The organism is Comamonas sp. SY3, assembly GCF_041730275.1.
GTDB lineage: Bacteria > Pseudomonadota > Gammaproteobacteria > Burkholderiales > Burkholderiaceae_C > Comamonas > Comamonas sediminis.
The window spans coordinates 653,367-680,358 of the sequence record NZ_JBGTYN010000001.1; the positions used below are offsets into that span (position 1 = coordinate 653,367).

The 26,992-nt window shown below is 62.0% G+C and carries 21 protein-coding genes, 2 tRNA genes and 1 pseudogene; 9 read left to right on the plus strand and 15 right to left on the minus strand.

Features of this window, described 5'->3' with window-relative positions:
- Nucleotides 1–648: a PepSY-associated TM helix domain-containing protein gene (locus tag ACCQ08_RS02920; RefSeq protein ID WP_373448804.1), complete on the minus strand. Its 648-nt coding sequence runs from the start codon at nt 646–648 to the stop codon at nt 1–3.
- Between the two features lie 508 nt (nt 649–1,156).
- On the opposite strand from ACCQ08_RS02920, the gene ACCQ08_RS02925 reads away from it, so the two are divergent.
- The 5 genes from ACCQ08_RS02925 (at nt 1,157) to ACCQ08_RS02945 (ending at nt 7,248) form a co-directional block, all read left to right on the plus strand.
- Nucleotides 1,157–3,481: a TonB-dependent receptor gene (locus ACCQ08_RS02925; RefSeq protein WP_373448805.1), complete on the plus strand. Its 2,325-nt coding sequence runs from the start codon at nt 1,157–1,159 to the stop codon at nt 3,479–3,481.
- A 178-nt stretch (nt 3,482–3,659) separates the two neighbouring features.
- On the plus strand, nt 3,660–4,340 hold the full coding sequence (locus ACCQ08_RS02930; RefSeq protein WP_373448837.1) for a Fe2+-dependent dioxygenase: 681 nt from the start codon (nt 3,660–3,662) through the stop codon (nt 4,338–4,340).
- A gap of 44 nt (nt 4,341–4,384) precedes the next feature.
- Nucleotides 4,385–5,515 carry an alpha-hydroxy acid oxidase gene (locus ACCQ08_RS02935; protein WP_373448806.1) on the plus strand — a complete coding sequence of 377 codons (1,131 nt, stop codon included), beginning with the start codon at nt 4,385–4,387 and terminating at the stop codon, nt 5,513–5,515.
- 269 nt (nt 5,516–5,784) lie between these two features.
- Nucleotides 5,785–6,153, plus strand: coding sequence for a VOC family protein (locus ACCQ08_RS02940; protein WP_373448807.1), 369 nt, complete (start codon nt 5,785–5,787; stop codon nt 6,151–6,153).
- Between the two features lie 309 nt (nt 6,154–6,462).
- Nucleotides 6,463–7,248: a YoaK family protein gene (locus ACCQ08_RS02945; RefSeq protein WP_373448808.1), complete on the plus strand. Its 786-nt coding sequence runs from the start codon at nt 6,463–6,465 to the stop codon at nt 7,246–7,248.
- Between the two features lie 106 nt (nt 7,249–7,354).
- On the opposite strand, the gene ACCQ08_RS02950 is transcribed toward ACCQ08_RS02945, so the two are convergent.
- Both ACCQ08_RS02950 and ACCQ08_RS02955 read right to left on the minus strand, forming a co-directional pair.
- A complete protein-coding gene (locus ACCQ08_RS02950) occupies nt 7,355–8,158 on the minus strand; it encodes a substrate-binding domain-containing protein (RefSeq protein ID WP_373448838.1) in 804 nt (267 codons plus the stop codon).
- Nucleotides 8,159–8,236: 78 nt separating this feature from the next.
- Complete coding sequence (locus ACCQ08_RS02955; RefSeq protein WP_373448809.1) at nt 8,237–9,211, minus strand: Bug family tripartite tricarboxylate transporter substrate binding protein; 975 nt, start codon at nt 9,209–9,211, stop codon at nt 8,237–8,239.
- Nucleotides 9,212–9,313: 102 nt separating this feature from the next.
- Between ACCQ08_RS02955 and ACCQ08_RS02960 the strand changes: the two genes are divergently transcribed.
- Nucleotides 9,314–10,213, plus strand: coding sequence for a LysR family transcriptional regulator (locus ACCQ08_RS02960; RefSeq protein ID WP_239811035.1), 900 nt, complete (start codon nt 9,314–9,316; stop codon nt 10,211–10,213).
- A 203-nt stretch (nt 10,214–10,416) separates the two neighbouring features.
- Here the strand turns inward: ACCQ08_RS02960 and ACCQ08_RS02965 are convergent, their stop codons facing one another.
- The 10 genes from ACCQ08_RS02965 to ACCQ08_RS03010 form a co-directional block, all read right to left on the minus strand.
- Nucleotides 10,417–11,454 carry an LLM class flavin-dependent oxidoreductase gene (locus ACCQ08_RS02965; protein WP_373448810.1) on the minus strand — a complete coding sequence of 346 codons (1,038 nt, stop codon included), beginning with the start codon at nt 11,452–11,454 and terminating at the stop codon, nt 10,417–10,419.
- Nucleotides 11,455–11,488: 34 nt separating this feature from the next.
- Nucleotides 11,489–12,418, minus strand: coding sequence for an ABC transporter substrate-binding protein (locus ACCQ08_RS02970; RefSeq protein ID WP_312529138.1), 930 nt, complete (start codon nt 12,416–12,418; stop codon nt 11,489–11,491).
- A gap of 14 nt (nt 12,419–12,432) precedes the next feature.
- A complete protein-coding gene (locus ACCQ08_RS02975) occupies nt 12,433–13,359 on the minus strand; it encodes an ABC transporter substrate-binding protein (RefSeq protein ID WP_373448811.1) in 927 nt (308 codons plus the stop codon).
- A gap of 44 nt (nt 13,360–13,403) precedes the next feature.
- Nucleotides 13,404–15,215 carry an amino acid ABC transporter permease/ATP-binding protein gene (locus ACCQ08_RS02980; protein WP_373448812.1) on the minus strand — a complete coding sequence of 604 codons (1,812 nt, stop codon included), beginning with the start codon at nt 15,213–15,215 and terminating at the stop codon, nt 13,404–13,406.
- Nucleotides 15,216–15,238: 23 nt separating this feature from the next.
- A complete protein-coding gene (locus ACCQ08_RS02985; protein WP_373448813.1) occupies nt 15,239–15,796 on the minus strand; it encodes a GNAT family N-acetyltransferase in 558 nt (185 codons plus the stop codon).
- A gap of 14 nt (nt 15,797–15,810) precedes the next feature.
- On the minus strand, nt 15,811–17,022 hold the full coding sequence (locus ACCQ08_RS02990) for a M20 aminoacylase family protein (protein ID WP_373448814.1): 1,212 nt from the start codon (nt 17,020–17,022) through the stop codon (nt 15,811–15,813).
- A complete protein-coding gene (locus ACCQ08_RS02995; RefSeq protein ID WP_373448815.1) occupies nt 17,022–18,365 on the minus strand; it encodes an LLM class flavin-dependent oxidoreductase in 1,344 nt (447 codons plus the stop codon). The genes ACCQ08_RS02990 and ACCQ08_RS02995 overlap by 1 nt, the downstream gene beginning before the upstream one ends.
- 20 nt (nt 18,366–18,385) lie before the next feature.
- Complete coding sequence (locus ACCQ08_RS03000; protein WP_373448816.1) at nt 18,386–19,399, minus strand: LLM class flavin-dependent oxidoreductase; 1,014 nt, start codon at nt 19,397–19,399, stop codon at nt 18,386–18,388.
- Nucleotides 19,400–20,470: 1,071 nt separating this feature from the next.
- Nucleotides 20,471–20,547: transfer RNA gene (locus ACCQ08_RS03005), tRNA-Arg, on the minus strand.
- A gap of 15 nt (nt 20,548–20,562) precedes the next feature.
- Nucleotides 20,563–20,652 (minus strand) — tRNA-Ser (locus tag ACCQ08_RS03010).
- A 530-nt stretch (nt 20,653–21,182) separates the two neighbouring features.
- Here ACCQ08_RS03010 and ACCQ08_RS03015 point away from each other — a divergent pair.
- On the plus strand, nt 21,183–21,299 hold the full coding sequence (locus tag ACCQ08_RS03015; protein ID WP_373448839.1) for a DUF3300 domain-containing protein: 117 nt from the start codon (nt 21,183–21,185) through the stop codon (nt 21,297–21,299).
- Here ACCQ08_RS03015 and ACCQ08_RS03020 read toward each other — a convergent pair.
- Both ACCQ08_RS03020 and ACCQ08_RS03025 read right to left on the minus strand, forming a co-directional pair.
- Nucleotides 21,273–21,416 (minus strand): annotated as a pseudogene (locus ACCQ08_RS03020) (IS5/IS1182 family transposase); the annotation flags it as partial. The gene ACCQ08_RS03015 and the pseudogene ACCQ08_RS03020 overlap by 27 nt on opposite strands.
- Nucleotides 21,417–21,491: 75 nt before the next feature.
- The gene (locus ACCQ08_RS03025; protein WP_373448817.1) at nt 21,492–23,381 is read right to left on the minus strand and encodes a putative Ig domain-containing protein; all 1,890 of its coding nucleotides are present in this window, start codon (nt 23,379–23,381) and stop codon (nt 21,492–21,494) included.
- Nucleotides 23,382–24,303: 922 nt separating this feature from the next.
- Here ACCQ08_RS03025 and ACCQ08_RS03030 point away from each other — a divergent pair.
- Both ACCQ08_RS03030 and ACCQ08_RS03035 read left to right on the plus strand, forming a co-directional pair.
- Nucleotides 24,304–24,654 (plus strand): hypothetical protein, encoded by a 351-nt coding sequence (locus ACCQ08_RS03030; RefSeq protein WP_373448818.1) that lies wholly within the window; start codon nt 24,304–24,306, stop codon nt 24,652–24,654.
- A gap of 105 nt (nt 24,655–24,759) precedes the next feature.
- Nucleotides 24,760–26,331, plus strand: coding sequence for an AAA family ATPase (locus ACCQ08_RS03035; protein ID WP_373448819.1), 1,572 nt, complete (start codon nt 24,760–24,762; stop codon nt 26,329–26,331).
- The last annotated feature ends 661 nt before the right edge of the window (nt 26,332–26,992 follow it).

The window sequence follows — 26,992 nt, forward strand, 5'->3', positions numbered from 1 at the left end:
TCAGTGCACCAGCAGCAGCGCGAGCAGCGCAGGGACCAGCAGGCCCAGGCCCACCATGGGCCAGGTCATCGGGCGGCGGCCGGCATGCATCTGCAGAATGAACAGACCGGTGATGCAGAACACCAGGCAGGCGCCGGCAAAGATGTCGATGAACCAGGTCCAGGCCAGGCCCGCATGGCGGCCCTTGTGCAAATCGTTGAAGTAGGAGATCCAGCCCCGGTCGCTCGATTCATGCTCGGCTTGCCCATCGCTCAGCGCAACGCGCACCCAGGCATCGCCACCGGGCCGGGGCATCGCCACATAGACCTCGCCGTCATTCCATTCCACCGCACGCTGGCGCGTGTCGGCACCCAGCTCCGTGCGCAGCCAGCGCTGCACATCGTCCGGCAGTGCCTGGGCTGCGTCTGGGGCCTCCTTGTGGCTTGCGGCTGCCTGTTGCAGGCCTTGCAGCAGTGGCGCGGGCAAGGTTGCTTCGCGCAGCACCACGGCGGGCTTGGCCTCGATCTGGCCGGCATGGTTGAGCGTGAAGCCCGTCACCGCAAACAGCAGCATGCCCACCAGGCAGATGGCGGAGCTGACCCAGTGCCATTCATGCAAGGTTTTGAGCCAGTAGGCCCGCTGCGAAGAGGAAGACGCGTTGGCTTTCATGCGGAGGCAAGCAGGTGGAGGGCACTGGAACAGGAGGCGGGACCGGCGCGTGGAAAGCAGCGATTTTAAAGAAAATAAATGCTAATGACTCTCATTTTCAAATAATTTACCTGGCGCTGCCTGGCCGCATGCGCGCCGGAGGAAGAGGCGCCGATGGGGACCGGACCTGATGCATCCTTAGCGGCCGAGCCGCCGCTCACGCCGAGGCAGTTGATGGACCGGATCGGCTGCGGTTCTAGAGGCTGCGCCGATCAAAGACCAGAGGGATTCCGCACCGCCGCACGGCCTGCGAAACGCTGACGCGAGCGTGGTGGGGCGGGCGCCCGGATTGCTCCCCCGTTGCCTTGGAGCAACAGGCCGCATCGGCGTCCCTGCCTGGCGGTCACGGTCGTGACGTAAAGATCGCATTGCTACCCAGACCCGTACCGAGAATCACTATCAATTGCAATAAAATTCGCAGTTGCGCGTGGTTTACACCCCGCCTCCTGTCTTCTCTCCTTTACTCACCATGTCACAGAACCAAAACACAACAAACTTGAATGCAGGTGCCGGGCTTCACTGCGAACTGACGCAGGTTGTGCTCGCCGTGGGCCTCGGCCTGATCAGTGCCAACGCGCTCGCCCAGCAGCCCCTGCCGCAAGAGACGACCTTGCCGACCGTCAAGGTACAGGATACGGCGGACACCGTACTCAACCCCAAGGCATCCACGCAGGGCAAGTTCACGGCGCCGCTCATCGACACACCGAAAACGGTCAATGTCATTCCGCAAGAGGTGATCCAGCAAACCGGCAGCACCACGTTGACTGATGCCTTGCGTCTGAGCCCCGGCATCACCATGGGCTCGGGAGAAGGCGGCAATCCTTCCGGCGACCGCCCTTTCATTCGGGGCAATGACTCTCAATCCTCGATCTATGTGGACGGCGTACGCGACATCGCAGCGGGTTCGCGCGAGATGTTCAACATCGAGACCGTCGAAGTCATCAAGGGGGCGGACTCCGCCTACGGGGGGCGCGGCGGCGCGGGTGGCTCCATCAACATGGCCACCAAGGCGCCCGGCAAGGAGAACTTCTTCAACGCGGACCTGAGCGCAGGCAATGCCAACTACAAACGCGGCACCATCGATATCAACCGGGTGCTCAATGACACCACGGCCATCCGCTTGAATGCCATGGCACACGATGCCGATATTCCCGGCCGCGAGGGCCCTACGAACAAGCGATGGGGAATTGCACCGAGCATCACCTTTGGCCTGGGCACGCCGGACCAATTGACGCTGTCCTACCAGCATCTGGATATTGACAATATTCCGGATGGAGGTGTGCCGTACTACTACAACAAGACCACCGTACCCGCCTCCACCAGCGACCTCACCCTGCGGCCCGACAACGGCGGCAATCGCAACAACTGGTATGGCCTGACGGCACGGGACAAATACAAGGAAAATGGCGACCGATTCTCCGCGAACTATGAGCACAAGTTCAGCGACACCAACAAGCTGCGCAATACGCTGCGCTGGAGTGGCTCGACGCAGGACTATGCCTGGACGCAGCCCGACGACAGCCAGGGCAATGTCGCCAATGGCCAGGTGTGGCGCCGGCTGAACTCGCGCTACGCCAAGACCTACAGCCTGCAAAATGCCACCGAACTGACGGGTAAAGCCGATACGGGCAGTGTCAAACACAGCTTCGCGTTGGGTCTGGAACTGGCCACCGAGCGGTCCAAGGTCGACAGCTACAGCATGGTGGATGCCAATGGCAACCCGATCGCCAACAGCAACCAGTGCACGGCAAGCGGCTCGCCCTACATGTGCACCAGTCTCTCCAATCCCAATGGCAATGATCCATGGACGGGATCTCTGGTACGGGCCAACAGCTGGACGAACTACAAGAGCGACACCGTGTCGCTCTATGGATTCGACACCGTGACGCTGACTCCGGAGTGGATCATCAATGGCGGCCTGCGCCTGGATCACTACAACACCAGCGTGACCAATACCAAGAATATCGAATATGAGCGCAATGACAATCTGCTGAACTATCAGCTGGGTGTGGTCTACAAGCTGGCGCCGAACGGCAGCATTTACGCCAATGTGGGCTCCTCCTCCACCCCTGGCAACAGCACCCTGGGCCAGGGCCTGGAAGGCCAGACGATCGACCCCACCAGCGGCCGCACGCCGGTGAGCAATGCAGACTTGCTCAAACCCCAGAAGACCCGTTCCTATGAAATAGGTACCAAGTGGGACCTGCTGGACCAGCGCCTGGGCGTGACAGCTGCCCTCTTCCGCAATGAGACGTCGAATGCACTGGTGATCGATCCGACCGGTGGCACCGCGTCGATGGTGGGCAAGAAATCGGTGAACGGCCTGGAGCTGGGCCTGACAGGCCGGGTGACCAAAGAAGTGGATGTCTTCGCTGGCTACACCTACATGGACAGTGAGCAGTCGGAGATTGGTACGGTCACGTCCGGCGCGCTGGCGGGCCGACCTGCAGCGGGTACCGGCATGGCCTTTCCCAATACGCCCAAGCACAGCCTGAGCTTGTGGGTGAACTACCGCCCTGACGCAAAGCTCTCGCTGGGACTCGGCGCTTTTGGCCAAAGCGAGGCTGTGGGTGGATATGGCTACACCACCGATGGCCATCTGGTGACGCGCGCCATCCCCGGCTACATGCGCTTTGACGCGATGGCCAGCTACAAATTCACCAAGAATCTGGCGCTGCAGCTCAACATCCAGAATCTGACCAACAAGCAGTACTATGCATCGACCTACTCGACGCACTATGCCACCCCTGGTTATGGTCGCTCCGTGATTGCGACGCTGCAAGCCCGGTTCTAAGACCCGGCGAAATCCACCGCTACCGGAGAGCCCCGCGCAGAGTCGAGCGCGGGGCTTTTTCATGGGCACGGTGCAGCATGGCAGCGCGCCGCTGCGCGCTATCATGACAAAGACCTGGGCTTTTTCAGACCTGGTTCAGCCACCCGATGGCGGTACAGCCGCCGGAAGCTTTACGCCAATGCTCCTCCGTATCCCCTCCCTGCTCACGCCGCAAGATATCGCACAATGCCGCGACATCCTGTCGCAAATCGCCTGGCAAGATGGCAAGACCACCGCCGGGCATCTGGCGATGAAAGTGAAGGACAACCAGCAATTGCCGCTGGACAGCGACGCTGGCAAGCAGATGGGCAACCTGGTTCTTGACCGGCTGGGCCGCCATCCCTTGTTTCTGGCAGCCGCACTGCCGGCCAAGGTCCTGCCGCCCCGATTCAACCGCTATGCGGCGGGCGGCACCTATGGCAATCACATCGATAACGCCCTCTTCCATATTCCAGACTCTGCCATCCGCGTGCGCTCCGATATCTCCACCACCGTTTTCCTGTCGCACCCGGAGGAGTATGAAGGGGGTGAGCTGGTCATCGAAGACACGTATGGCGAACAAGCCATCAAATTGGCAGCCGGTGATGCCATCGTCTACCCGAGCGACAGCATGCACCGCGTCAACCCCGTGACCAGCGGTGTTCGTCTCGCCAGTTTTTTCTGGACACAGAGCCTGGTACGGGCCGATGCCCAGCGCCGGCTGTTGTTCGATCTGGACCAGTCCATTCAAATGCTGGCACGGGACTACCCGGATCACCCGCGCATCGCTGCCCTGTCAGGCACGTACCACAACCTGCTTCGCATGTGGTCAGAGCTATGAGTGGCGCCGGCAATCACCTCCCGGCAGCGGGCCCTCAGAATGCGTTGGGTGAGCCTGTCCGGGCCGCATTTCCACAAATCCCGGATGGCATCCGTTCGCTGCCCGACTATGCCCGCCATGCGATGGCGCACATCGAAGCCAGCGCTTGGGCCCATATCGAAAGCGGCGCCGACCAGGGCTTGACACTTGCGCACAACCGAACAGCGTTTGACCGCCTCCAGCTGTGCCCCGAATCGCTGTGCGATTTGACCCAGGCGAGCACACAGCAGACCTTGCTCGCCCAGGTCCTGCGCTGGCCCGTGATGCTGGCGCCCGTGGCCTACCATCGCTTGGCCCACCCGGAGGGCGAGCTGGCGACGGCGAGAGCGGCCATGGCGATGCAGACCGGATTCATTGTCAGCACGCTCTCCAGCTACTCCTTGGAAGAAACCATGGTTGCGGCCCAAACGGCTACCCAGGAAGTGGGACGCAGCGCGCCAATGTGGTTTCAGCTGTACAAGCAAACCGAGCGCAGCCACTGCCTGCGTCTGGTGCGCCGCGCCGAAGACGCAGGCTACCAGGCCATTGTCTGGACGGTGGATGCCGGCATCAAACGCTCAGGCTTTGCGCTGCCCCCCGGTGTAGTTGCCGCCAACCTGCGCGACTTTCCACCCCAGCCACTCCACGTGAGTGATCTGATGCGTGACAGCATTCTTTTTGGCTCTGCGCTCGCCGACAATGCACCTTCCTGGGACGACCTGCAATGGCTGCGCCAACAGACACGCTTGCCGCTCATCATCAAGGGGGTGCTGTCTGCGCGCTCCGCACGCGCCATGGTGGAGATGGGCGCTGATGCGCTGATCGTCTCCAATCACGGGGGCCGTGTACTCGACGGCACCGTCTCCCCGGTGGATGCGCTTCCTGCGATCCGCAGCGCTGTCGGCCCGGAAACGCCGCTGCTGCTGGACGGCGGCGTGCGCTACGGCACGGATGTATTCAAAGCACTGGCGCGCGGTGCAAACGCAGTCTTGATAGGCAGGCCACAGCTCTACAGCCTGGCGGTTGCCGGGATGTTGGGCACGGCGCATATGCTGCATGTGTTGAGAACAGAGGTGGAGCTGGCGATGGCGCAAATGGGTTGCGCACGCCTGGCGGACATTCAGGACACCCTGCTTTTCAAGGCAGCCCACCGTTAGGACAGAGGAAGCTGCACTCTGCCCTTGCAGCGCCAGCGCATGAACGGGATGGCAGGAACGCCCGGGCACCAGCTGACGGAGAGCACCTTCCCGGCCCCCCTCGGCCGTCACCTGCACGACCGGGCAGCACCCCAGCGCCCCATGCATGGCCACGCCTGTTTGGAGCGCAACAAGGCGGGGCGGGGTATTCGAGACAGTGGCCCTCAGCGCGCAACGGTATGCTCACAGCACGGCAGGCGCTACCGGCCTGCGCATCACCAGGAGCACATATGTTTGATCATCTGGGCATCGGCGTCTCCAACATCGCCGTAAGCAAGCGTTTTTTTCTCCAGGCGCTAGAGCCGCTGGGGGTCTCGCTCGCAATGGAAGGGCCTGGCAGCCTGGGTTTGGGCCGCGATGGCAAGCCTTCGTTGTGGATCTCGGAGTCCGCCGACAAACCCGCTCGCCTCCATATCGCCATCAGCGCCCCCACGCGCGCGCAGGTGGATGCCTTTTATGCGGCGGCGATGGCGGCGGGTGGGCGGGACAACGGCGCTCCGGGCCTGCGCCCCCATTACCATCCCCATTACTACGCAGCCTTTGTGCTGGACCCGGACGGCAACAACATCGAAGCGGTTTGCCACCAGCCGGCGCCCTAGCCATCGCACTGGCATCTTGAGACTGCGGGCATCAGAGTTGCGGAGTGCAGCGCTGCAGGGCGTGGCCTCAGCGTGGATGACGCGCTCCCCGATACAGAGACATGCCCTAACGCAGCGCCGTGGCGCATCCAAGGTTCTACAGCAGCTCGCGATGGCGCTGGCCGGCAACGGCTGCCCGGTCCACGGCCTCCCCACCTCTTGGGTCCGATGCAGCCCCGCATCGACCGGCCGCGCGCAGTACCCTGGCAGCGCACTTATGCGCACTGGTGCGCCACCCTATCTACCGTGTCGGCCTCTGGAGTATTTTTGATGCGACGACTTCGCCACCTGACCAACCGCCACCGCGCCCAGTCCACCAATGTCGCGCTGGGCTGGGTGCTGGCGTTCAATGCGGGAGCGGTCAACGCGGGCGGCTACCTGGTGTTGCAGATGTACACCTCGCACATGACCGGCTTTGCCTCGCAATTGGCCGATGGGCTGGTGCTGGACAACCTGAAGATGCTGCTGAATGCGTTGGGCGCCATCCTGTCGTTCATGGTGGGGGCGGCGGTCTGCGCCATCCTGGTGAACTGGGGACGCGAGAGGCGCCTGTACAGCGTGTATGCGCTACCGCTGATGCTCGAGGCGCTGATGCTTTTGCCGTTCGGGCTGATGGGCGCCGCCACGCTCAGCTGGCAGACGCCTTTTGCGGTGCCGCTGACCGTGCTGTTGCTGTCTTTCATGATGGGGCTGCAGAATGCGGTCGGCTCCAAGACGTCGGGGGGCAGCATTCGCACCACCCACATGACTGGCAACATCACCGATCTGGGGATGGAGCTGGGCAAGCTTCTGTGGTGGCAGCGCCGCCGCCGGGGCACCCCAGCGCCGCTGCAGCCCGTACCGCACCACCGGGGCCGCATGCGCACTGCGGCAGGCCTGATCGGCATGTTTGTGCTGGGCAGCATTGCAGGTGCGCTGGGTTTCAAGTTCATCGGATTTTTTTGCGTCGTACCGCTGGCAGCCTGCCTGCTGGCCATCTCGCTCCCGCCGTTTCTGCGCGATGCCCAGCACTCCGGGGAGCTGCGCGGATTTTTCCGCAAACGCGGGGGGCGCTGACGCAGCGCTTGCGGCTGGACGATGCAAGGCCCGGCCCTGCGTGTTGGGCCGTGGCGGGCGGCCACGGGTCGGCACGCGGGGCTGCACGATGGCCCGTCTCGCCGGTTCAGCGTGCGGCGGCAGGCTCCATCCCGGTGCTGCGAACCAGCGGAGCCGCCGCAGCAGAAGCGAGAAAGCGGACGAAATGCCGTGCCACATCGGGCTCCGCCGCAGCCGCCGCGATCCCCGCCGAGAAAAACACGCGCTGCTGCACCTCATCGGGCAGCGGCCCGACAAACTCCAGCTCCTTGAACGGGAGCAGTTCACTCACCTGCTGAAAGCCAATCTCCGCATCGCCCCGCAATACGACCGCGCCGACGCGTTCGCTCAGAATTCTGCTGGCCTTGTCCTTGATCTGCTCGGCAACACCCAGACGCGGAAACAGCTCGCTGGCGAGATAGGTTCCACTGGCGCTGGCCGAGTAGGCAATGCTTTTGGCATCCAGCAAGGTCTGCCTGAGCGCCTCGACCGAGCTGATATCGGGTTTGGTTGTGCCCTTGCGCACACTCATGCCAATCATCGAGCGCGCCAGATCCACACGCGAGCCCTGCTGGACTTTGCCTTCGGCGATCAGCTGCTCCAAGCCGGCGTCCGCCAGAATCACGATGTCGAACTGCTCACCCCGCGCCAGGCGGCTGGGAATGGCGTCCTGTGCATTGCCCATCGAAGCGCCACGCGCAGTGATCACTCGGTGACCGGTGGCCTGCTCGTACAAGGGCACCAACTGGTCATAGGCCGCCGAGAACCCGCCGGAGGTGACGACGCGAATATCGGCTGCATGGGCGGTGGAAGGCTGTACTGCGCCAGCCAGCAGCCCCAGGCTCAGCCAGCTGGCCGCCAGGCTGAGCAGCGCACGGCGTTGCCAGCGCATGGCACAGGCGCTGCGAAGAAGATGGGATATGGACAAGGCTTGTCTCCTTATGGGTGATGGTTGATTCCCCAGCCAGGGCTACTCGATCGTGATCTTGCGGTCCTGGATGATGCGGCCCCACTTGGCATACTCGTCGGCGATGAACCTGCCCAGCTCCTCGCGCTTGCCCGGCGCCGTGGTCTGGCCGTGCTTGAGCAGGTTGTCATGCACCTCGGGCGCGTTGAGGGCCTTCACCAGCTCCAGGTTCCACCGGTCCAGCAGAGGCTGGGGCGTCTTGGCCGGTGCCAGAAAGGCATACCAATTCGTCGCGTTGAAACCGGGGAAGCTCTCGGCCACTGTCGGCACATTGGGCAGGTAGGCGGGGCGGGTCAGTCCGGTGGTGGCCAGCGGGATCAGCTTGCCCGATTCGATATGCGGCAGTGCGGTGGGAGGCGCGGCATAGAACGATGCGACGCGGCCGCCCAGCACGTCCTGCAACGCAGGCGCGCCGCCCTTGTACGGGATGTGGACGGTGTTGATATGGGCCACATCGTTGAGCAGCTCGCCGGCCAGGTGGGAGGCCGATCCCGGTCCGGTGGAGGCGAAGTCCAGCTTGCCAGGCTCGCGCTTGGCTTTCGCGACATAGTCCGCGAGCGTCTTGATGCCGGTGCCGGCCGGCACCACGAGCACATTGGGAAAGACGACGCCCATCGTGATGGGCGCCAGATCCTTGAGCGGGTCGTAGCGCAGCTTCATCAGATGCGGCGATATGGTCAGCGGCCCGATGGAGCCAAACAGCAGCATGGAGCCATCGGCGGGACCATGGGCCACCTGCCCATGCGCCAGGTTCCCCCCGGCGCCGGGCTTGTTGTCCACGACCACGTTCTGGCCGATGTTCTCGCTCAATTTCTTCGCGATGATGCGCGCGGCAATGTCGGCCGATCCCCCGGCAGCGAAGCCGACGACCAGGGTCACGGGCCGTTTGGGAGGAAAGTCCTGCGCATGGCTGGCGCCCATGGCCATGCCAAGTGCGGCCGCGATGAGGCCCGCCACGACCGGTTGGGGTAGTTGCATATTGTCTCCTGTGCACGCCGGGCGTGCCTGCTTTTGTCGATACCCGCGATCCTAGGCAGGCAGTGTTATTCTGTAAATTGCAATTTAAAGAGGAACTATTGCATGGGGCGCATCAAATTCGACATGGGTGAGCTGGAGGCTTTCGTGATGACCGCCGAGAAAGCCAGCTTTCGCATGGCGGCCGAGGCGCTGTTTCTGTCGCCCCCCGCGCTCAGCAGACGGGTGGAACGCCTGGAGGCGGCCCTGGGTGTGCGGCTGCTTGAACGCACCACGCGCCATGTACAGCTCACACCGGTCGGCCAGGAGTTTCTGCAAGAGGCGCGCAGAGCGCTTTCTGGCCTCGAAGATGCCGTTCAGCGGGTGGACGACCAACGCATGCTTCGCCGGGGACGGGTGGTGATCGCGTGCATCCCGTCGGTCGCCACCCAAGTGCTGGCCCCGGTATTGAAAGCATTTGCCACAGACCTGCCGGAGGTCCAGGTGCATGTGATGGACGAGAGCGCCAAGCGGGTGCTGGACGCCGTCGTGCAAGGCGAGGCCGATTTTGGACTGAGCTTTACCGGCAGCCAGGAGCCCTCGCTGCATTTCGAGGCGCTGACCAGCGAACGCTATGTGCTGGCGATGCCCAGAAACCACCGCTGGGCCAAGCGGGAGAGCGTTGCATGGATGGAGCTGGCGGGCCAGCGGCTGGTCTCCGTCTCCCGGCAAAGCGAAAACCGCTTGCTGCTGGACCAGATCGTTGCCCAATTGCCGGACCAGCCTGTCGCATGGTATGAATGCAACCATCTGTCGGGCGCCTTGGCTTTGGTCGAGGCCGGACTGGGGCTGGCGGTCATGCCCCAGCTCGCGCTGCACCCCCAACCCGCGCAGATTCGCGGCGTGCCGCTGGTCTCCCCTGAGGTGTGGCGCACCATTGGCCTGCTACAACGCCGTGACCGCAGCCTCAGCCCTTCCGCAGAGACATTGCGCAGCCGCCTTCTGCATCGCTATGGGGAACACTGAGCCCGCCGCTGCGCCCAGAAGCGCGCTGGCCTCTGCGCTGCGGGCGATGCCAACCTGGCGCAGGCAAAGCCGCTGGGCTGCTGGCGGTTTTGATGACAGCGGGTGGGCGTGGAAGATGACCACCAGGCGGTCCGGCGGAGCGAAGACCGCATTGCCGCGATGACGCACACGGACCGCCACCATCGGCTTGTGCATCGCTGCGTTCAGCCACCCACCGTCTGCTGTGCGTGGTGGTATTGCCAGCCCAGCGCAGGCGCAATGCGCTCCGTGAAATCACTCAGGATCTGCAGGTAGTCCTCATGCGGCAGGTTGTAGGGCAGCTCCAGCCGCAGCTCGTCGACCAGGGGCAGAACCGGGTCCACCAGGAGCGACTCCAGAATTTGCGCACTGCTTCCGACCAGATCGCGGGCAAACAGCACCCGGCGCTCGCCCTGAGGTGCCAGTGTGCGTGCATGGCGGCTCTGTGCAAAGGCCTCATAGCGCTTGCGGCTGTCACTGCCGGCGCTGTCGGTGGGCACGATCACCCGGCCCAGGGCGACCCGCGGCGCGTGTGGCGCCGTCCAGTGGTTGCGAAAGCGCTGCAACTGGGCCAGTTGCGTCTCGAAGAAATGGTCGCTGTGCTCGCCCCGGTTCAGGTTGCCGATCAGCAGATGCAAGCCGTTGCGACCCGCCCATTCCGCCGAATGCAGCGAGCCGCCGCCATACCACAGCCGATGCGCCAGACCTGCTGCATGGGGATAGATGCGGGGAATGTGCTGGCCGGCCGGCGATTGCACCACGGCGCCTTCGGGCCCCAGAGGCTGCCTCTGCAGCTTGCTGCGCAGGCGCGTGACGCGCGCATGCGAGAAGTCGATGTGTGCGGGATCACCGTCATACAGGTGCGCGCCCAGCAGGTCTCCATGGTTGGGCGCCCCGGCGCTCACGCCGACCTGGAGCCGGCCCTGCGAGAGCACATCCACGGTGGAGAGGTCTTCCGCCAGCCGGAAAAGGTTTTCGTATCCCAGCTGAATGACGGCGCAACCGAGCTCCATGCGTTCTGTGCGCTGGGTGGCTGCGGCCAGCAACGTGGAGGCGGACGACACAGCAGGCTCCAGATGGCGCTGCCGTACCCAGCCCCCGTCAAAGCCCAGTTGCTCCCCGTATTCCAACAATTGCAAGGTGTGCTCAAGCCCGGACCAGGGCGCGTCCTCCGCATGGTTGCCCGGCGTGAGGAAAGCGATGCGGGAGATATGGATGCGCATGGACAGGCCTATGGGAAAAGGTTGCGGGCGCCGATCAGAACTTGGGCAGTCCCGGCGGATTGGTCTCCGAGCGAGGCAGCGCTTCTTCGGCGAGTTTCCAGCGGTCCAGCACCTGCGCGTACTGTCCGCTCTTGATCAATCCGTTGGCAGCTTGCGTCACCGCATCGGCCAGGCCACTGCCCTTGCGGGTGGTGATGGCGACATCCGACTTGTTGGGCCAGCCGGCGTTGACCGTGCCCACAAGCCGTATCTGCCCGTCCCTGGCGGCCTGGTAGGCCTGCGGCGCGTTCGGGTTGAAGTTCACATCTGCGCGGCCGGACACCAGCGCGAGCGTGCGGGCCGTTTCATCGTCGTAGTACTGCAGCTCGGCCGGTTTCAGGCCTGCCGCAATGTTCAGGCGGTTCCATTCCAGCGCGATGCGCTCCTGGTTGGTGCCCGAGGCCGATATCAAACGCAGGCCGGCAATGTCCTTGGGCTCCTTGATCGAGGTGATCTTGCTGCCCGTCTTGACATAGAAGCCGTGCAGGCCCAGCCGGTAGGTGGAGAAGTCGAACTTCTCCTTGCGCTGCTCGGTGACGCCGACGTTGGAGATCACCGCATCGTATTTGCCCGAAGTCAGACCCAGCGGCCAGTCCGCCCAGGCAATTGGCTGCAGGTCGAGCTTCAGCCCCAGCGCATCGGCGATGAGCAGGATGAAGTCGGGATCAAAGCCGACGATGGTTTTGGCATCGGTGGCATAGGTCCCTGTCGGTGGCGCGCCAGGATGGATGGCCACGGTCAGTACGCCGGGCTTGACGAATTTGAAGTCCTTGGAGATCGCGGCAATCGCCGCTTCGTCCCGGGGCGCGCGCAGGCGCCCCTTTTGCTCCGGGCTCAGGTCGACCACGGTCTGCGCATGTACGGCGCCGCAGAGGGACAGAACGGCCAACAGGGCCAGGCGGCGGAGGCTCTTGATGGTGGACATGGTGTGTGCAGTCTTCATTTTTTGGGCAGGCCGGGCGGGTTGGTACGTGATGCCGGGATGGCCTCGGACTGCAGACTCCAGCGCTCGAGCGCCTTGGCGTAGTTGCCGTTGCCGATCTGCGCATTGAGCGCAGCGGTGATGGCATCGGCAATGCCCGATCCTTTGCGCGAGGTCACTGCGATTTCGGCGGTTTGGGGCCAGCCGCCCGAGAAAAGGCCCACCAGGCGTGTCTTGCCATCGCGGGCGTTGTAGGCCGCAATGCCATTGGGTGCGAAATACGTATCCGCGCGGCCCGAAGCCAGCGCCAGATACAGCACCACATCATCGTCGTAGTACTGCACTTCCACCGGTTTGAGGCCTGCCTTGATGTTCTGCTCGTTCCAGCGCAGCAGCACCTGCTCCTGGTTGGTGCTGGCGCCGACGATCACCTTGAGGCCGGCGACGTCCTTGGGTTCCTTGATGGCCTGCACCTTACTGTTCTTGGCGACGTAGAAGCCCAGCGTGTCATTGCGGTAGGTCGAGAAATCGAATTTCTCCTTGCGCTCCTCGGTCACCGTGACGTTGGATATCACGACATCGAACTTGCCCGATTGCAGGCCCAGAGGCCAGTCGGCCCAGGCCACCGAAACCAGCTCCAGCCTGCGGCCCAGGCTGTCGGCCACCAGTTGCGCAATATCGGGCGCGTTGCCCACCGGGGTCTTGTTGTCCGTGGCGTACGCGCCAAATGGCAGGCGGCCCGTGGTGGTGCCCACCACGAGCGCACCTTCCTTGGCAAACTTGAACTGGGGGTTGAGGAGGCGGATGGCTTCGTCCACCTTGTCGGACCGAGGGCGGCCTGCCTGCTCGGGGCTGAGGTCGGGGGCGGCGGACTGCGCCCAGGAAGGCAGCGCAAGCAGGGACAGCGCGGCGACTGCAGTGTGGATCAGATGACGACGTTGCATATTCTCGATTCTTCGATGTCAGTGGGAGGGAGGGGTTGTGCGGTCTACAGCACCTTGGCAAGGAACTCGCGCAGGCGCGGCTGATCGGGCTGCTGCAGCACCTTGTCGGGGTGGCCGCTTTCGATGATGCGGCCCTGGTCCATGAAAACCACGTGGTCTGCCACCTCACGGGCAAAGCCGATTTCATGGGTGACGATGAGCAAGGTGGTGCCGGTGCGGGCCAGCTCCTTGATCACGTCGAGCACCTCGTTGACCAGCTCCGGATCCAGGGCCGAGGTGGGCTCGTCAAACAACAGCACTTTGGGTTTGAGGGCCAGCGCCCGGGCAATGGCCACGCGTTGCTGCTGACCGCCGGACAGTTGGCGGGGGAAGGCGTCTGCCTTGTGCGCCAGGCCAACACGCGCCAGCAGTTCCCGGGCCAGGGCCTGGGCTTCGGCCCGGGGCAGGCCCCGTACCGAGACAGGCGCCTCCGCCACGTTGTCGAGCACGCTCAGGTGCGGGAAGAGGTTGAAGTTCTGGAACACCATGCCCACATCGGCGCGGCGGGAGAGGATGTCCTTTTCCTTCAGTTCATACAAGGTGTCCCCCTCCTGGCGGTAGCCCACCAGCTCACCATCGATGGCGATGAACCCGCTGTCCACCCGCTCCAGATGGTTGATGGAGCGCAGCAAGGTGGACTTGCCCGAACCCGACTGGCCCAGAATGACTGTTACGCTACCCGAAGGGACGTGCAGCGATACATGGTTGAGCACGCGAACACCGTTGTAGCTTTTGGAGACCGCCTGTACCTCGACCTGCCCACCCCGGGAGTGGGAGTGGGTCCATGCAGCGGCGCGTGCCGGGGGCTCGTCTGCAGCGGCCGGGGCTGCGTCGACCGAGGGCACCGGCGCAGGACGCAGCCAGGCCCAGGCACGGCCCAGCAAGGTGGGCGGCAACTGGCGCAGCGCGCCGCGTGCGTAGTGGCGCTCGACTTGCGTCTGAATGATGGAGAGCACCGAGAGAATGATCAGGTACCAGACGGTTGCCACCATCAGCAGGGGGATCACTTCCAGGTTGCGGCGGTAGATGATCTGGATCGTGTAGAACAGCTCGGGCAAGGCCAGGATGTAGGCGTTGGAGGTGCCCTTGGCCAGGCCGATGATGTCGTTGAATGCAGACGGCAGGATGGAGCGCATGGCCTGGGGCAGCACAATGCGGAAGGCCTGGTGGCGGCGCGGCAGGCCCAGTGCAGCGGCGGCCTCATGCTGGCCCTGGTCCACCGACAGGATGCCGCCACGGATGATCTCGGAGGAATAGGCCGCCTGGTTCAAGGTCAGGCCGATCACCGCCGCCAAAAACGGTGTGACCAGCTGGGTGGTACTCCACTCGGCCCAGGTGATGTTGGTGAAAGGCACGCCCAGCCATACCGTCTCGTACAGATAGCCCAGGTTGTTCAGTATGAGCAGCAGCACGATGAGCGGGATGGAGCGGAAGATCCAGACAAAGGTCCAGGCCAGTGCGCGCAGCAGGGGCGAACGCGAGACGCGGGCCAGTGCCAGACCGGTGCCCAGCGTGAAGCCCAGCGCCGCCCCCAGCGCGGTCAGCACCAGGGTGCGGCCCAGACCCACCAGCACCGGTTCGGCAAAAAACCATTCTGCAAACACCGGCCAGCCCCAGCGGGGGTTGCCGAGTACCGAGTTGAGGACGGCGCCCATCAGCACCAGTGAAATGATGGTGCCAACGGTGCGTGCAGGGTAACGCGCCGGAACAATGCGCAGCGAAGCATAGTCGCGGCGGCGTGACGCAGGCGCCGGTGCTGGCGCGGCGGGCGCTTGCTCGATGGCGACGTTGGGCGGAGCCAGGGTGGTGGTGTTCATGGTGCAGTTCTTTTTACGTGGGCTCAGACACCGGAGAGCATGGGTGCTTGCAGTGCGGGGGTGGAAGGCAGCGGTGGATGGTTGCGGGGCGCCAATGACAGCTGCTTCTCAAAAGGCAGTTTTCGCAATGCCTGCAGATCTGCAGTGGGGTCGAACAGACGCCGGTAGCCATGGCCCAGGTACAGTCCCACCGCTTCCGGCTGGCGAAAGCCGGTGGTGAGATAGACCCGTTGGTAGCCCTGGCGCAAGGCCTGCGCTTCGAGCTCGACCAGAACCGATCTCGCCAACCCCTGCCGGCGCAGGCTGCTGTCCGTCCAGATACGTTTGAACTCTGCGGTATCCGCATCCAATCGCTTGAAGGCGCCCCCTGCGACCGCGCGCCCCTTGCGCAGCAGCAACAGGAAATTGCCCCCCTGGGCCGGTGTGAACACCTCGGCCGGGTAACGTTCGATTTCCGGAACAGCGGATTCCTGCAGATAGAAATCGCCATAGCGGCTTTCATACTCCCGGCCCAGCTCTTCAATCAAAGGCAGGGCACGCGGGTCTTGCAGGCTGGTGTAGACAAAGAGGTCAGAGCGCATGAGAACTCCTGAAATCATGGGGCGAGAAAGCGCTCTACCAGGTGCACCCAGTAAGCGGCGGCCGGCGCCAAAATGGCGTCATTGAAGTCATACCGGGGGTTGTGCAGAGACGCGCTTTCGCCATTGCCCAGAAACAGGAAGCTGCCGGGCCTGGCCTGCAGCAGGTAGGCAAAATCCTCGCTGGCAGTGCGGGGGCGAAAGTGCGAATCCACAAAATCCTCCCCCAGCGCATCCTTGGCCACATCGCGCGCAAACAGTGTTTCCTGCACATGGTTGATGACCGGCGGAAAGCCATTCTTGAAATCCACATGGGCCTGCGCCCCGAGGCTTTCCGCCTGGGCTTGCGCCACGGCCTGCAAGCGGTTTTTCAGCGTGCTGCGCACCTCGGGCTTGAACGAGCGCGCCGTCAGCTGCAACTCCACCTGATCGGGGATGACATTGGCCGCATGGCCACCGTGGATGGAGCCCACCGTGACCACGCCCATCTCCAGCGGATCGACGTTGCGGGAGACCACGCTTTGCAAGGCGGTGATCACATGTGCGCTTGCCAGGATCGGATCGACGGCCTGGTGCGGCTCGGCGCCATGGCCGCCCTGGCCGGTGATCGTGACCTTGGCGTAGTCGATCGATGCCATAGCCGGACCCTCCACGCAGCCCAGGTGTCCGGCGCGCACGCCGGGCCAGTTGTGCAGACCGTAGATGACGTCGCAGGGAAAGCGCTCGAACAGGCCTTCGCTGATCATCTTCTTGGCGCCTGCACCCAACTCTTCCGCAGGCTGAAAAACCAGGTGCAAGGTGCCATCGAATGCGCCCTGCTCTGCCAGAAAGCGAGCAGCCGCCAGGAGGATGGCAGTGTGGCCGTCGTGACCGCAGGCGTGCATCACGCCGGCATTCTGGCTGGCATAAGGCAGGCCGGTGGCCTCCTGGATCGGCAGCGCATCCATGTCGGCGCGCAGGCCGAGGGTTTTACCGCCCCCGCCCTTTTTCAGACGGGCAACCACCCCCGTCCCCGCGATGCCGGTGAACACCTCATAGCCCCATTCGGCCAGCGCCTTGGCCACCAGCGCAGAGGTCCGGTGCTCCTGGAACGAAAGCTCGGGGTGTTGGTGGATATCGCGGCGCAGCGCAATAAAGCTCTGCGCATGGCGGGCGATGCCGTTTTCCACCCGCAAGCGGTATGCGCTTTGCGGCTGGACGGCGGGTTCGGTGATGGCGGCGCTGCTCATCAGGCGACCCGCCGGGATTCAACAGCGTCGTGTGCCACGTCGTACCGGCTGGCCTTGCGCGGCAGGCCGAGATGGTCGCGCAAGGTCTGGCCTGTCAGGTTGCGTTCATAGCGGCCGCTGGCTTCCAGTTCGGGCAGCACATGCGCGATGAAATCGTCAAGGCCTTCGGTGCTGACAGGGAACTGCAGGATGAAGCCATCTGCGGCGCCCGCGTCCACCCAATCGATGATCTGTTCGGCAATTTTCTGGCCCGAGCCCACGAAGTTGGATTTTGGCGTGGCTGCCTGCAAGGCCACTTGCCGCAGGGTCAACCCCTGCGCCTTGGCATCGGCCTTGATGCGGTCGGTGGTGGAGCGGAAGCTGTTGCGGCCGATATCGCCCAACTCGGGGAACGGTGCATCCAGCGGGTACTGGGTGAAATCATGGTGGTCGAAATAGCGGCCCAGGTAGGCCAGCGCTTCGTCGATGCCGAGCAGGTTGCGCACGCGCTCGTATTTGGCGTTGGCTTCTTCATCGCTGGCACCGGTCACGACGTTGATGCCCGGAAATATCTTCACATCGCTGGCCAACCGGCCGTGGCTGATCGCACTGGCCTTGACCTTGCGCGAGAACTCGCGCGTCTCATCCAGCGATGGTGAATGGGTGAACACAGCGTCTGCGTATTTGCCTGCAAGATCAATGCCGGCATCGGAGGAACCGGCCTGAAAGACCACGGGCTGGCCCTGGGGCGAACGCTGGATGTTGAGCGGCCCGGCCACCTGGAAAAACCGGCCTTCGTGGTCGAGCGTGTGCAGCTTGCTGCGGTCAAAGAACTGGCCGCTGTCACGGTTGCGGACAAAGGCATCGTCGTCCCAACTGTCCCACAGGCCTTGGGTGACGTGCAGGTATTCATCGGCAATCTGGTAGCGCAATGCGTGCTCGGGGTGCTTGCGGCTGTAGTTCAGGGCCGAGCCTTCAAGCGGCGTGGTCACCACATTCCAGCCTGCACGGCCGCCACTGATCAGATCGAGCGAGGCGAACTGCCGGGCGATGGTGAAGGGATCGCTGTAGGAGGTGGATACAGTGCCGGCGAGCCCGATCTTGCTGGTGACGGCTGCCAGCGCCGAGAGTATGGAGATGGGCTCGAACCGGTTCAGAAAATGGGGAAGGGATTTTTCGTTGATGTAGAGGCCGTCGGCCACAAAGGCAAAGGCAATGCCATGGTCCTCCGCCTTCTGGGTGATACGGATGTAGTGCTGCAGATTGACGCTGGCATCGGCCGGTACGCTGGGGTGGCGCCAGGCATTCATGTGTGCGCCTGCGCCGTGCAGCATCAGACCAAAACGGATGGGGGATTTGCTCATGGTGAACTTTCGGTCAGGGTTCAGGCGGCCGTCAGCTCGGCCATTGCGGGTTGCGCGTTGGCAATCAGCTCTATCGATGCCAGGCGCTCTTCAAAAAAGGGAACCGGGGTATCGATGATGAATTCATCGATACCGTGTTGCAGGTGCAAGGCAGTCAGCGCCGCATGCACGTCGTCAGCGGTGCCCGCAATGACATGGGGGTGGGTCTCCTCCAGCCGGTAGTCACTGGCTCCGGCTTGCTGCGCAAACTCTGCGGCGGCTTCGCGGCTTGGCAGATTGAAGCTCTGGCCTGTGGGCAAATGCAGCTTGAAGATGCGCACATTCGCGACCAGCGCTTCAGCCTTGGCCCGGTCATCGGCGGCAAAGGCATAGACGGCCATCGATGGCGCCTGGCCGCTGAGGGGGCGGTAGGCAGCGGTGGTGCTGGCAAGCAACGCAGGGTCGTCATTGAAATGCCCGGCATAGGAAAAGCCCCAGCCCAGGCGCGATGCCAGCTGTGCGCTGTCGGGAGAGGCCCCGAGCAGCACGCATTGGGGCAAGGTGCTGGGTTTGGGCAATGCGCGCGAAGCAGCCAGCGGGTGCCCGGCGGGCAGGTCGTCTCGCAAAAAGCCGTTCAGATCGCTGAGCAGGCTGTCGAAGTTGATGGGCTGTGACGGGTCGTGACGCGCTTGCAAGGCACGTGTGGACTGCGGCAGACCACCGGGCGCCTTGCCAATACCCAGATCCACGCGGCCCGGCGCCAGCGCCGATAGCAGCTTGAACACCTCGGCCACCTTGTAGGGGCTGTAGTGCTGCAACATGACGCCGCCTGAGCCGATGCGGATGCGCTTGGTATGCGCCAGCAGCCAGGCAACCAGGATCTCTGGGGCGGAACCTGCGACCTGGGGATTGCCATGGTGCTCTGCCACCCAGAAGCGGTGGTAGCCCAGCGCTTCGGCGCGCTGCGCCATGGCCAAGGTGGAGCGAAGCGCCTGGGCGGTTGAAACGCCCGGCGGAATGGGGCTTTTGTCGAGCAGCGAAAGGCGGTAGGTCATGAATAGTAGCGCTGGGCTGGCACCGGTGAATATGCGAGAAATAATATCTCTCGCCATTTCGGGCGGTTGCTACTTATTTGCAGATCATCATGCGTAATTCGTTGCGCTATTCCGGTATTAAATAGTTTTCCGTATTTGATAATTTCTCAATGTTTTATGAGTTTCTTCTAATCAAAAACCTATTGAGAACTATCCGGGGGCTGGCTTTGCCTAGCGCATAGCGAGAGGGTGACCGATCGCAAAACACGCCCATGTAGCCCCATGCATTGGGCTCGATCGATCGGTCAGAAACGCTTTTAAGACGTGTCTTGCCTGGCGGGACCGTGGCGTCAGCCTGCAGTTCGGCGTGGGCCAGGCGATATCGAGACGCCTGCGTTGGAAAGCATGGGTAGTCGGGGCTCGGCCATGGGCGACTTAGCTGCGTTTGCCCAAAGCGGTGACGCAGTCGGAAAACGCCCCGGGGAAAGCCGCTGCCAATGGCGCTGGCGAATGGGACAGGGTGTGGGGGACGGGACCTTTCATCCCATTAACCAGCCTTGGCTGGCTAGCCGGTTTCCATGGGCCTGCCAGGCAGCAACTTTAAGTTGGCAAACCCGTCTTGGTCACTGGTATATGCAGACTGGAGACGCTGACTGAATAGCGCCAATGGATGGATTAATGAGAAACCGAATGACACCCACGCTCCTTGCATGGGGCATCCAATAAAATATTGGCAGACGCAGGTGCATGTTCTTGGTCAAGCGCTCGCTCGCAGCGATGCGGTCGCAAAAGGAGAGGTCATGAACTGCATCTGCCCGCACCCCGCCCTACCCTCCCCTGGCCCCTGGCGGAGACAGCATGGCACCGTTCAGTCATGGCCTCGTCCGCCGTTGCGGGCTGGTGAATAGGAGCGGATGCCAACGGTAGCCGATGCGCGCCAACTCTTTCAGAGGTCCACTTGTTGGGACCATTCTGTTGCGGTCTAGGCAAGAGCCGTGCGCGTGCAGATCACCATTCAGCAGTGGCAGCCTGTGGTGGAATACAGCAAAAACGAAAAAGCCTCAGAGCATTTCTACTCTGAGGCTTGACGTTTGGTGCGGCTGGCAGGAATCGAACCCACGACCCCTTGGTTCGTAGCCAAGTACTCTATCCAGCTGAGCTACAGCCGCTAATTTTCGATGCTATGGCGGAGAGGGAGGGATTCGAACCCTCGGTACGTTTGCACGTACGCCTGATTTCGAGTCAGGTACATTCGACCACTCTGCCACCTCTCCGCAGCGCCGAAGCTGAAATTATAGCAGGCAATTTGAGGGTCTCGGGAAGAATTGCAGATTTCTGAAAAATTGATTGTGGGGTGATCGCCATTGCGTCACCGAAACTGAGGCCAAACTTAAAGGAAGGCATGGCTTGGCTGAAAAAGGGCCTGGTCGACGCCCGGCCGTCAACGGCGCCCGCACCATTGCGTTGTGCAGACATGCGGTGGGTTGTGCAGCGACTGGTATGCACAGGGCCCCTTGGAACCACCGCCGCCCTTCAGGAGAGCACCATGTTCCATGCCGTTGACCGTCTCGCCCCCGTTCATTCACCCGTGTTGCCGCCGCGTTTGCTGGCCGCAGGCTTCCGGACGGGGCTGGTGGCGCTGGCCGCAGCACTGGCCTTGGCGGGATGCAACGATGATGGCGATGCCCACAAGGCTGCTAGTGCCTCTGCCGAGAACACCGCAGCCAATCAGGCGCCGGCTGCGCAGCCTGCCGCCGTGGTGCAGGCCGCCTACACGCCGCCGTCTGCCGACATCCTTTACCAGATGGTGGCGCCCATCGCGCTGTACCCGGACAAGCTGGTCGCGCAAATCCTGGCGGGCTCCACCTATCCCGACCAGGTCAGCGCTGCCGAAACCTGGCTTGCCCGTGGGCCGAGCTAGCCACTGCATGTCCCTATCGAGCCAAATGGTCAGCTCACCTCGCGCCTTCAACGCTGCGTTGTAAGCCTTCCAGTTCGTTGTGCGGTACTTAACCCGACCCCAGCTCGTCTCTCTCATCTCCCGAGCCTACCTCAGCTGCGACCGACATTTGTGCGAGAACGCCTTGAGTATGAATTATCCAGTTTTGGAAAGTCAAGGCTGTGCACGCCTGTAGCATTTGCGACGTTTCTGCCGTGAGCCACTGCGGCTCAATCCGAGCCACGCCATCGTTCCAGCCAGCAAAGCCAAGCCGATTGGCGAGTCTACTGGTACAGCAACCATGGCTGGGACAACGGGTGCGCCAATCAAAATACCATCGGTGGTGCCCACACCATGAAACATCTGTTCGGCGTCATTGCCGGAGAGGTCGCGTATGGTCGCACCATTGAAGTCAAGATTGCCAGCCAGCGTTATTCCATTTGTGTCATGCTGACCGGCTGCTACTGTGTAGCGAAACAGCAACTGCTCGGTGTCTGAACCAGCGGCATACTGCGCGTACACAATGCCCCCAGTATCTAGCGTGATCGCAAGGCGTGGCGAGCCCTGGGAGGCATCGACGATAACGGGTTCGGTATATATCACCGAGAATTCCAGTGTTTCACCTTCAGCGTACCTGCCGTTGGCAGGCAATACGACGGAAACGACCTTTGGCGCTACACTGTTGGTGACTTGTAGGGTGAATATGGTGCTGACGGAAGCATCGCCGTCGCTCGCGGTAACCTTGATACTCAGGTTACCCAAATCCAGCGGTCCTGGTTTTCCGGAAAACGTTCGGGTCGCCGTATTGAAGGTCAGCCATGCAGGCAGGGCTGAACCGTCGGCCAGCGTCGCGCTCAAGGTCAGGGTGTCGCCGTCCGGGTCGACAAAGGTACCGGCAGGAACGGTGAAGTTCAGGCTAGTGTCCTGCAACACGCCAATTACCGGGATCGGCGTGGCGACCACCGGAGCATCGTTGACGTTGGTCACCGTCAGGCTTAAGGTGGTGCTTACAGAAGCGTTGCCTGAATCGGTGGCGGTCAGTTTAATGTTAATAAGGCCGACATTCGCATTGCTCGGCGTACCGGAGAAAGTACCGGTAGTCGCATTGAACGTCAGCCACGCTGGCAGCGGCGAGCCGTCGATGAGGGTGGCGGTTAACGCCAGGGTATCGCCATCCGGGTCGGCAAAGGTCCCGGCTGGCACGATAAAGCTGAAGTAATTACTCTGCGCCGCGCTTAGTGCCGGAACAGGGATGGAAACCACCGGCGGGTTGTTTACCGAGGCGGTGGTGACATCCACTTTGATGACGCTTGACGTGTTGTTCGCGCTGTCTTTCGCCACCACGTAAACATCGTACATTGTGCTGGCGGCAAGGCCGCTCAGTACCAGACTGAAATCATAAGTCGGGGCGCTCAGGATCTGGAAACCAGAGGCGCTCGCGTAGGACCCGCTGGCGTTTTGCCCGGCGATAATCTGGGTTGCCGTCGGAGCGGAGGCCCCGTCCGGCACCACCACATAATAGAAGGTACCCGCTTCGCTCAGGCTGCCGCTGATGGTGAAACCACCCGCAGTAGCGTTACTGATGGCCGGTGCCTGGTCATAGCTCGGGGCGATATCATCGACCACGGTCAGGAGGACCACTTTATCGAAGGTCGCCAGCCCGCCGCTCACGCTGACGGTCGCCGCACCGTAGCCGCTGCCCAGCGAAATGCTGTTGCCGTTGCTCAGGTCGACCTTCACGCCATTAATGGTCAGGTATTCGCTGCTGCCCGCCACGTTACTGACGTTGAATTGCGCGCCGGTGAAGGTCTGCCCGCTGTCGTGGGTATCGGTGGCGATGCCATTGAACAGGGCCACTGCCGCACCTTTCTCCGTGAAGGTCGGGTTGCTGGCCGTGCCGTTCACCGTTGGGGCCGTGTCTTGTCCGGTTTTGGTGGAGATCAAATGGTTGCCAATCAAGGCAAATTCGGTTGGCGCTTCGTTGACCGCATACGCTGTCGGCAAGCCTTGGAACACCAGTGCGGTAAGCACAATTACGCGCTTGTAAAAAAAAGAGGTTGGCATCATTCTTCCTGTGGAGACAGACAATTGCTACTGCAAGCTATTTCAGGGAGGGAACACTAGAGCAAATTGTGAAAATGCTGTGACTGCGATCTGGTCAAATGCGGATTTGTATTATTTGTATCAAATGATACATGAGTCTCTACAACGGCGTTGTTGCACAAATCCCGGTCACAGCTGCGGTAGGCTGGAAAGATGAGTGAGACGAGTTGGGGGCGGCGCAAATACGACTCAACGAACCGGAAGAAATAGGCTTTGTTGCATAAATCGGCCATAGGCCAAGATATCCCCAATGCCAAATAGATTTACGCAGCAGCGACCGTCTGGGGCGTGCCCAGAGCGGTAAATTGATTTAGGAGCACGGTGCTGATGAGATCTGATCACGATTAGGCCCGCCCTCAACTTCGAGCCCAGAGTGGATCATCACCTCTTCACGTTGATAGGTTCCGGAGAAGTAGGCCCAAATCCTTGATCCGTCCACCCAGACATGCACTCGGCTCACGGCATAGCCAGAGCCACCATCGCATGGGCACCATAGCAATCCCCCGATAGGAAACGCATAGAGACAAACCGAGCAGGCACAGAACCCGCTCAGAGCGAACCGCGCCATCCAATGTCACCCGACAAGCGGGAATCTGCTCGCGGTAGCCGTGCCGAGGCCTAGTCAAGCAGCCATCCTCGCCGCTCAGAAGCTACGTTCTCCATAGCAGGCTAGGCCCCCAACACCCTCTATCCGCCGCCCTACCCATTGCCATATCCAGCCATCGGAATAGACCAAATTGCGCTCGCAGTTGGTTACATGTAGTTTCCATTTGGCTTGATGCCCTAGAGGTAGCGCGCTCCAGAAACGCCGTCTAGATAGTGTGGCCTCGGAATCGTTTCGGGATCGCACAAAACGACTGTTTACCTAAAGGAGTCACTACCTATGAAACGCAATCCAACCAACCTCGCTGCTACAGCCGATTTCTCTCAAGTCTCCGGACTGCACGAATTTGTATCTGAGTGCAAGCTCAATTCCGACCAAATCGCCATTGCATTCCTCGCGGACCACGTAGTCGCGCAGCAGCAGTCCATTGCACAAATGGGCGCCATGTTGCGCGAAGTCCTGGACGCAGTCGCCACCGTTGACGACCGTGTCGACATGGTTGCCGACCGCACCTGGAAGTCCCGCTACTTGATCCTTGATGCAATCAATAAGGCCAAGAGCCAGCCTCAAAAGCGCAATCGCTCTCTTGCCAAGAAGGCCCCAGCGATGAAGCGCCCGCGCAAGCTGTAAGGCCCATCAACAAGGACGGGGTTCGCCCCGTCTCCTGTGCGTGCGACAAGGCCTATGCCTTGTCCCCTGCGACGCACCTACCGAATCAATTCAGAGACGCCTTAAATGACTACCTCGAATAATCACTCCAATATCCCTAAAGCTCCGGAAATGGATCGCCTCCAGGCCGCAGCCTTGAAGTTACTTGCCATGCGCCAAGAGGAGGAGGCAAACGAGCGTGCACCCGCTCACAAGTCCCCTACCCACCCAGGCGACCGGAGCACGCCCTCAGCGGCGGCAGAAATGCTCGACCAAACTGAGGCCGAGCCAGGCGCAATCGGGATCACTGCTAACTGCGACGTCTCAACCAGCTCCGGAGCAGCGCAGGTCCAAACCTCGCACGTTCATTGGCAGCGCCTTGGCAAAGAGCAAGAGGCTGCCCCATTTCCAGTGATCCATATGGCATACCTGGAGCCGACACATGGCTGGCTGGCAGATGTTGTCGCAGATACCATCCGTATGGAGCCTGAAGTCCTCGCATCGCCCACCCACAGCGTGGATGACGTAGGCCACGCTGCCAAGCAAGAGCGGCGCCTGCCCGACCCCACGCTACCACCCCCAGTCGATGTGTCGCGAACGCTGCCAACACATACCTCGGAAGACTTTGAGCACATGCCGCGTCTCGAATGGCTGGTGCGTGATGTCTTCCACGGCGGGGAGGTCATTATCCTGTGGGGAGAGTCTCAAGCGGGAAAGACTGCATTGCTGCTCGACATGGTAGCGGCGGTAGCCAGCGGCTCTGACTGGGCTGGCCACCCGGTCACCCAGACCAACGTGATCTATGTTGCATTGGAGGGGCAACTGGGGTTGCGCACACGCGTCCAAGCTCTTGAGCACGACCGGGGTGGCGTCCATCAAAAGGGCATTCGCTACGTATTTGATGCCTGCAATGTTGCCAGCGCGGAAGACGTCGACGCATTGGCAGTGACTGCCTTGAAGCACCAAGCCAAGTTCATTGTGATTGATACCCTGTCAGCCTCACTGGCCGGGACTGCGGAGGAAAACAGCAACTCCGCGATGGCAGGCATGATTGCTAACGTCCAGCGCCTGACCAGGATGACTGGTGCCGCGGTATTGCTCGTTCACCATTCGGGAAACGATCCGCGCCGCGGTGCGCGAGGAGCATATGCCCTGCATGCGAACCCTGATGTGTCTATCGAAGTTGGCCGCAGTGGCAACGAGCGCTACTGGCGCCTCGATAAGGGCCGCGACGGCAACCATACTAAGGGCAGGTTTCGGATCGAACCCATCGAGTTTCAACCGGCGCATGAAACGGAGCCCCTCCAATCCATCGTCATCCGGCATGTGCAAGACTCCGACGACACGCAGGCGAACGATGCCATGGTATTCGCAGGTCCCAAGCCCAAGACCCAGGAGCGGACGGATGTAGCACTGCAGGCAATTCGTCAGCATCTCCGCCAACGCGATCCGAATGGCAATGAGCAGCCGAATCCGGGCGAGGCGACCGAGGAGACTATTAGCAAGGTTGTTTCACAAGCGTTCAAGGAGATGCACGATAGCGGGGCAGAGGGCTATGGCAGTAACCATCGCGCAAAGAACGTCCGCGAGGCAATTCAATCCCTCATCTCAACTGGACTGCTACTCCGGGATGGGGGCAAGGTGCGCATGTCGCTGTAACGTGTCGCTGCAACGGCAACCCACTCGTAGGCGGCCTAATGGACTCCATCCGAGAACCTATGAGAGGCGGCCTCGCTGAATTGCCCCCCACTCCCCAGTCCCCCTCCCCTAAAGGGGGAGAGGGGGACGGGGAGTCGGGGAGCCAGTGTCAGCCCAGGCAGATGCATCTCTTGCAGTTCAGATCTGGAGGATACGCAGTCGAGGGAACGATCCGGCCTGCAAGATCGAAGCTGAAATGGCGATCCGTCAGGCTGCGATATACCCGAAGTGGTACAGAGAGGTACCAAAGCGCAGCACGAAAGATCCAGTCGCTACCCCCATAGTCCAAACTCCAACGAAACTCGCCTCGGTACCGCCTCGCATGCCGATGCATAGCTGACCAGCATCGGCAACACGAACCGACCCGCAGTAAGCGTCCGGTCATCCCATCTTGACTCGCAATAGCGTGCGGCGAAGGCGTTTGATGGAAGCTCCGGCAATTGCTCGCCAACGCAAGATGTGGCATGTGCCTGCACGTGCGTGGTCAAGTGGCGTAGCTATGATGTCTGACGTATCAGCAACCAAGTTAGGTATCCGATGAGTCAGAGTCAAGAACAAGGCAAGCAAGATGCTGCACTGGCCGACGCTTTGCCGACAGGCGCTACTGCGCCACAAGGCTCGG